The following is a 5,209-nucleotide window of genomic DNA, read 5'->3' as shown; positions in this document are numbered from 1 at the left end:
CAAGCCATGTTAGTTTGGGTCAAATATTATATTCTTTCATACTTGTGTTTAATGATATAATTTTCGTACCATACAGAATAGTATAGAAAGGATTGAAACCATGCTAACGTTTGGAACTATAATGAGACAAAACGCCGAGAAATATCGAAACAAGCCGGCCGTTATCTTCCAAGGCACCATGCGCACATACGGCGAGCTTAATCTTCGTGCCAACCGCCTTGCAAACGCTTTCCTATCTAGAGGTTACAAAAAAGGAGACAAAGTTGCGGTCATGATGAAAAATCATGCCGCCTATGTAGACATCATGGTTGGTCTTGCGAAGATTGGCGTAGTTATCGTTCCGATAAACTACCGTTTGGTTGGTTCGGAGATTGAATACATTATTCATCATTCGGATAGCCGTGCGATCATTCTTACAGCGGAATACGCCGAAGAAATCGGTAAGCTGCTGCCGTCCATGCCGCAGCTTGATACCGCGGTGGCGATAGGAGAAACGAACATTCCTCAGATGCTCGACTATGAAGCATTCCTTGCTTCCGCTTCCGACAACGAACCGGAAGCAGAGGTGAACGAGCGAGATCCTTTCTATATCGGCTATACTTCCGGTACGACCGGCAAACCGAAGGGTGTTGTTATCTCCCATCGTTCCCGTATCCTTACCGGCATGGTTGCCGCTTATGAATATAAAATCGACGAATCGGATGTACACCTCGTTGCCGGTCCGATTTACCATGCGGCACCGTGGATTTTTCTGGTCATGCAGTTAATCGTAGGCGGCACACTCGTCATCCATGAGATGTTCCGGGTGGAGCAGGTGCTTTCGGATATTCAGAAGCATGGCATCACTAATACGTTCCTTGCGCCGACGATGTACAACTTCCTCGTCAATGTAAAAGAAGACATAAAAAGCAGGCACGATCTCTCCTCCATGCGCGTGCTCATCTCGGCCGGGTCACCGCTGCCGACCAAAACGAAAGAAGATATCCTCGCCTTCTTTCCCGGGGCTGATCTGCATGAATTCTACGGTTCAACTGAAAGTGCGATTACGCTCAACATTAAGCCAAGAGACATTCAGCGTAAAGAGCGCTGCGTAGGACAGCCATTCCCGCTTGTCGAATGCGCCATTCTGAATGACGATAAAGAGCCTGTTGCCCAAGGAGAAATCGGCGAATTGTATTTTAAAGCTCCGTATCTGCTTGACGAATATTACAAAAATCCGGAAGCGACGGCAATGTCGTTCTACAATGGCTATTTTACCGTGGGTGATATGGCCATGCAGGATGAAGAAGGCTTCTATTACATTGTAGATCGCAAGAAAGACATGCTGATTAGCGGAGGCGTGAACATTTATCCCCGTGAAATCGAAGAAGTGCTGTATACGCATCCGAAGATTCTTGATGCGGCCGTTATCGGCGTACCTGACCCGGTATGGGGTGAATCGGTAAAAGCGATCGTTGTTCTAAGAGAAGGGGCCGCATTGACCGAAGAAGATGTCATTCGTTATTGCGAAGGCAAAATCGCCAGCTACAAAAAGCCTAAATCTGTTGATTTTATAGACGAACTGCCCCGCAATCCATCCGGTAAGATTTTAAAGACTGTCCTGCGCGATAAGTATTGGCAGGATCAGCAGACAAAAATTTAATATTTCTTTTAGGCTCACCACCAAACTCTGTGGTTAACTTCTTTTTACACAAAGGTTGCTTGGATGGGAAAAGAAGTGGGCAATGGAACGCTTTTACGCGGCTCCTAAGCGGAAGTAGACTCGCAATTCAGCTCGTACCCTCTTTCTTTTCCCTCTTTGCCTTCGTACCACGGACAGGGGAATGTTGAGTCTTATTTTACTCGAATCTCATCGTAAATCAGCGGCGGCCCCTCCACCGCTTCGGGCACAATCCGGTAGGCGTCTTCGATCATTTCTTTGACTTCCGCTACATCTTCCCGGTTGCTGTAAATTGTCACCAGCGGTTCGCCCTTTTTCACGCTGTCGCCGATTTTCTTGCGCAGCACAACGCCAACCGCCAGGTCAATCACCGACTCTTTGGTAGCGCGGCCGGCACCAAGCAGCATCGCGGCTGTGCCGATCCGATCGGCTTGAATGGACGCTACATGTCCTTCCTCACCCGCTTTCACTTCAAACGTATATTTTGCCTGCGGCAGTTTGGACGGATCGTCTACAACAGAAGGGTCTCCGCCTTGAGCCGACAGAAATGTTTTAAATTTCTCAAGCGCATTGCCGTTCCGAATAGCTTTTTCGAGCTGGGTGCGCGCCGTTTCCGGACTGTCTGCTTTGCCGCCGAGATATACCATATGACTGCCAAGCGTCAAGCACAGTTCTTCTAAATCTTTCGGTCCTTTGCCGCGCAGCGTATCGATCGCTTCCTGCACTTCCAGCGCGTTCCCTACCGCAAATCCAAGAGGCTGGCTCATATCAGAGATAACGGCCATCGTCTTACGACCGACATTGTTTCCGATATCGACCATTGCCTGTGCCAATTCGCGCGCATGCTCCAAATCTTTCATAAACGCGCCGCTGCCCGTTTTGACGTCGAGTACGATAGCGTCGGCGCCGGATGCGATTTTTTTGCTCATAATTGAGCTTGCAATGAGCGGAATCGAATTCACCGTCGCAGTAACGTCACGCAGAGCATACAGCTTCTTATCCGCCGGTGTTAGATTTCCGCTCTGACCAACCACTGCCACCTTGTTTGTATTGACCAGCTCATTGAACTTCTGGTTATCGATTTCCACATGAAAACCCGGTACGGCCTCCAGCTTGTCAATGGTTCCACCGGTATGTCCAAGCCCCCGGCCTGACATTTTCGCTACCGGGATGCCCAGCGCAGCTACAAGCGGTGCAAGCACAAGCGTCGTTGTATCGCCTACGCCTCCGGTACTGTGCTTATCTACTTTAATGCCTTCAATTGCCGACAGATCAATTTGGTCACCGGATTCTACCATAGCCATTGTTAGATGGGTTCTCTCTTCCCGTGTCATATCCTGAAAGAAAATGGCCATCGCCAGTGCGGACATCTGGTAGTCCGGAATCCGGCCTTCTGTATAGCCGCTGATAATAAAATCGATTTCAGCTTTGCTCAGTTCTTTTCCATCCCGTTTTTTCTCGATTAAGTCAACCATCCTCATGTGGCGGACCCTCCTTTTTCTTCCTCTACATAAACATACCAGCAATGGCTGCGCTTAACAACGAAGTCGGCGGCGTCATACAGATTTACCCTTTCCGCCTTCTTTTCATACCGAAAGAAAGGCAAAAAAATCCACTGCTCCGCAAAGCAGTGGAAATATAGGGGGAGAAAGAGAGAGAAAAAAATTCTCATGCTAGTAATAGTATTATTCCCCGCTCCCCTTTCGGTTAAACATTTTTATCACTATTCTTGAATTTTTGTGGTATTCATCTGTACGGGCGGTAAAATCGGCGGCGGCTGTACTCCGGGGACTTCACTGCCTACCGGCTTTCCCGTCCCGTCATAGTAAAACTGCGGCACATCACCGACGATCAGCGCATTGGAGATCGGAACTTCTGATTGGACTACCGCAGGTTGTGTCGAGAACGGAATAACGATTTTCACCTTTGTTTCAATAATGATGAACACGGTAATCAGCACCATGTTAATTCCGGCCTGCTGCATTTTCGTATCAAGCTCTACGTGTACATTTCCGTATGGCACAAGCGTTATCGGTAATTCGGGACCCAACTGCGCCAGCAAGTTGCTGCGCAGCGCCTGACCGAGCTTAATCTTTTCTGGTGTCGTCTCCATGTCTTTCAATGCATGCATAACGTTCTCTGTCGATTCGAATACAATGCGTGTGTATTCATTGGAATTAAAGGTCGCTACCTGAACTTTCCCATCTTTGTCTTCTTTAATATCTATCAGCTTTTTAAAATCCGTTTCTTTAATAATTTTTTGATTAATCGCATCATGAATCGCTTTGGTCGCCATCTGTTCTGCACGGATGCGGGCAATCGAATGGAGGACAGGCTCAATGTTTTTTTCGATATAATAGAAAGTTTGGAAGGTAAGCCCAAGAAAAATGAGCAGGGAGATGAGAAACATATATTTTGAAGGGATGGGCGCCCGCACAGACCGGTTACGCAACCTCCTTCTTTTCATCTATCCACCTCCTTGCTGCAATATATGCCTGAGGTGGGGAGGCTAAAACCGAAAAATGCAAAGACACAAACAAGAAGTTAGAAAAGGGCTTTCTCCGCAGCATGATGAAAGCCCGAAGAACAGCAGCGTTTCCCCGGGCTTATTACTGCCGTTCTATTCAAGTTTGCCGCTGCGCATCAAACGGGCCTGCTCAATAATAACCGCCGCTTCCGCGCGTGTAATGTATTTCGCGCCGCGGAACGTGTTATCGCTATAACCGCTCATCACTTTCTTGTCAACCAACGCGGAAATGCTGCCGACCGCCCACGGCGGCATTTCGTTAATGTCGACAAACTTTTGTGCCGTATCGATCTTTGCTACATCGAACTCCAGCACACGCGCGATCATTACCGCTGCCTCAGAACGGGTGATGGATTTGCCCGGCAGGAATTTTCCGTTATATCCGGTAATATAGTTCGCTTCCCGGGCGGAAGCCACCTGCTGATAGAACCATTGATATTTCCATACGTCCGAGAAATTTGCTTCTGCATTTTCTTTGTATTTGCCGAACGCTTTATTTATCATCGTGACAAATTCGGCACGGCTTACCTGCTTGCCCGGACGGAATGTACCGTCTTTGTACCCACTGATGATGTTATCTTTCACCAGGCTGTCGACAGCCGGTTTGGCCCAGTAAAAATTGTCGAAATCCTTGAATGTTGCCGCAGAAGCAACAGACGTTATGCTGAGTGCCAATACCGTAGCCAGAGCAAGTTTCACAATTCTTCTCTTCATGATGAAACAACCACCTTTCCTTATTCTGTTTTTATGAATAAAGTCCGGAAAATCCGGATCTTTATTAATAATGAAGCATTCCCACCTATGTAACAGAAAAAATCATGGAAATAAATATATGATATGGAAATTATCATCTCCTATTCTTTTCGAAACATAAAATACGCTTATGGGGGGAGTTTTAAAAAAACAAGACTCTCATGGCTTTTCAGCCGCAACACAGACATGAAAATGCAGAGAAGAGCGGCTGACTCTTGTGGTACGAAGGAAAAGAGAGGAAAGAAGGAGGAGAGGATTTTAATGTAGAA

At 47.3% G+C, this 5,209-nt stretch carries 4 protein-coding genes; 1 reads left to right on the top strand and 3 read right to left on the bottom strand.

The window, feature by feature from the left end:
* Window positions 1-100: 100 nt before the first annotated feature.
* The gene (locus tag B2899_RS00150) at window positions 101-1,642 is read left to right on the top strand and encodes a class I adenylate-forming enzyme family protein (protein WP_286883135.1); all 1,542 of its coding nucleotides are present in this window, start codon (window positions 101-103) and stop codon (window positions 1,640-1,642) included.
* A 191-nt stretch (window positions 1,643-1,833) separates the two neighbouring features.
* Here B2899_RS00150 and B2899_RS00145 read toward each other — a convergent pair whose 3' ends face one another.
* The 3 genes from B2899_RS00145 to B2899_RS00135 all read right to left on the bottom strand — a co-directional run bounded on the left by B2899_RS00145 (window position 1,834) and on the right by B2899_RS00135 (window position 4,901).
* Window positions 1,834-3,141 (bottom strand): pyrimidine-nucleoside phosphorylase, encoded by a 1,308-nt coding sequence (locus B2899_RS00145; protein ID WP_286883134.1) that lies wholly within the window; start codon window positions 3,139-3,141, stop codon window positions 1,834-1,836.
* A 242-nt stretch (window positions 3,142-3,383) separates the two neighbouring features.
* Window positions 3,384-4,127 carry a sporulation protein YunB gene (gene yunB, locus B2899_RS00140; RefSeq protein ID WP_146808628.1) on the bottom strand — a complete coding sequence of 248 codons (744 nt, stop codon included), beginning with the start codon at window positions 4,125-4,127 and terminating at the stop codon, window positions 3,384-3,386.
* Between the two features lie 153 nt (window positions 4,128-4,280).
* The gene (locus B2899_RS00135; protein ID WP_146808629.1) at window positions 4,281-4,901 is read right to left on the bottom strand and encodes an S-layer homology domain-containing protein; all 621 of its coding nucleotides are present in this window, start codon (window positions 4,899-4,901) and stop codon (window positions 4,281-4,283) included.
* Between the last annotated feature and the right edge of the window lie 308 nt (window positions 4,902-5,209).

This window comes from Aneurinibacillus sp. UBA3580, assembly GCF_002375825.1.
Lineage (GTDB): Bacteria > Bacillota > Bacilli > Aneurinibacillales > Aneurinibacillaceae > Aneurinibacillus > Aneurinibacillus danicus.
The sequence above is the reverse complement of the archived record's forward strand: the minus strand, read 5'-3'. Positions and strand labels throughout refer to the sequence as shown.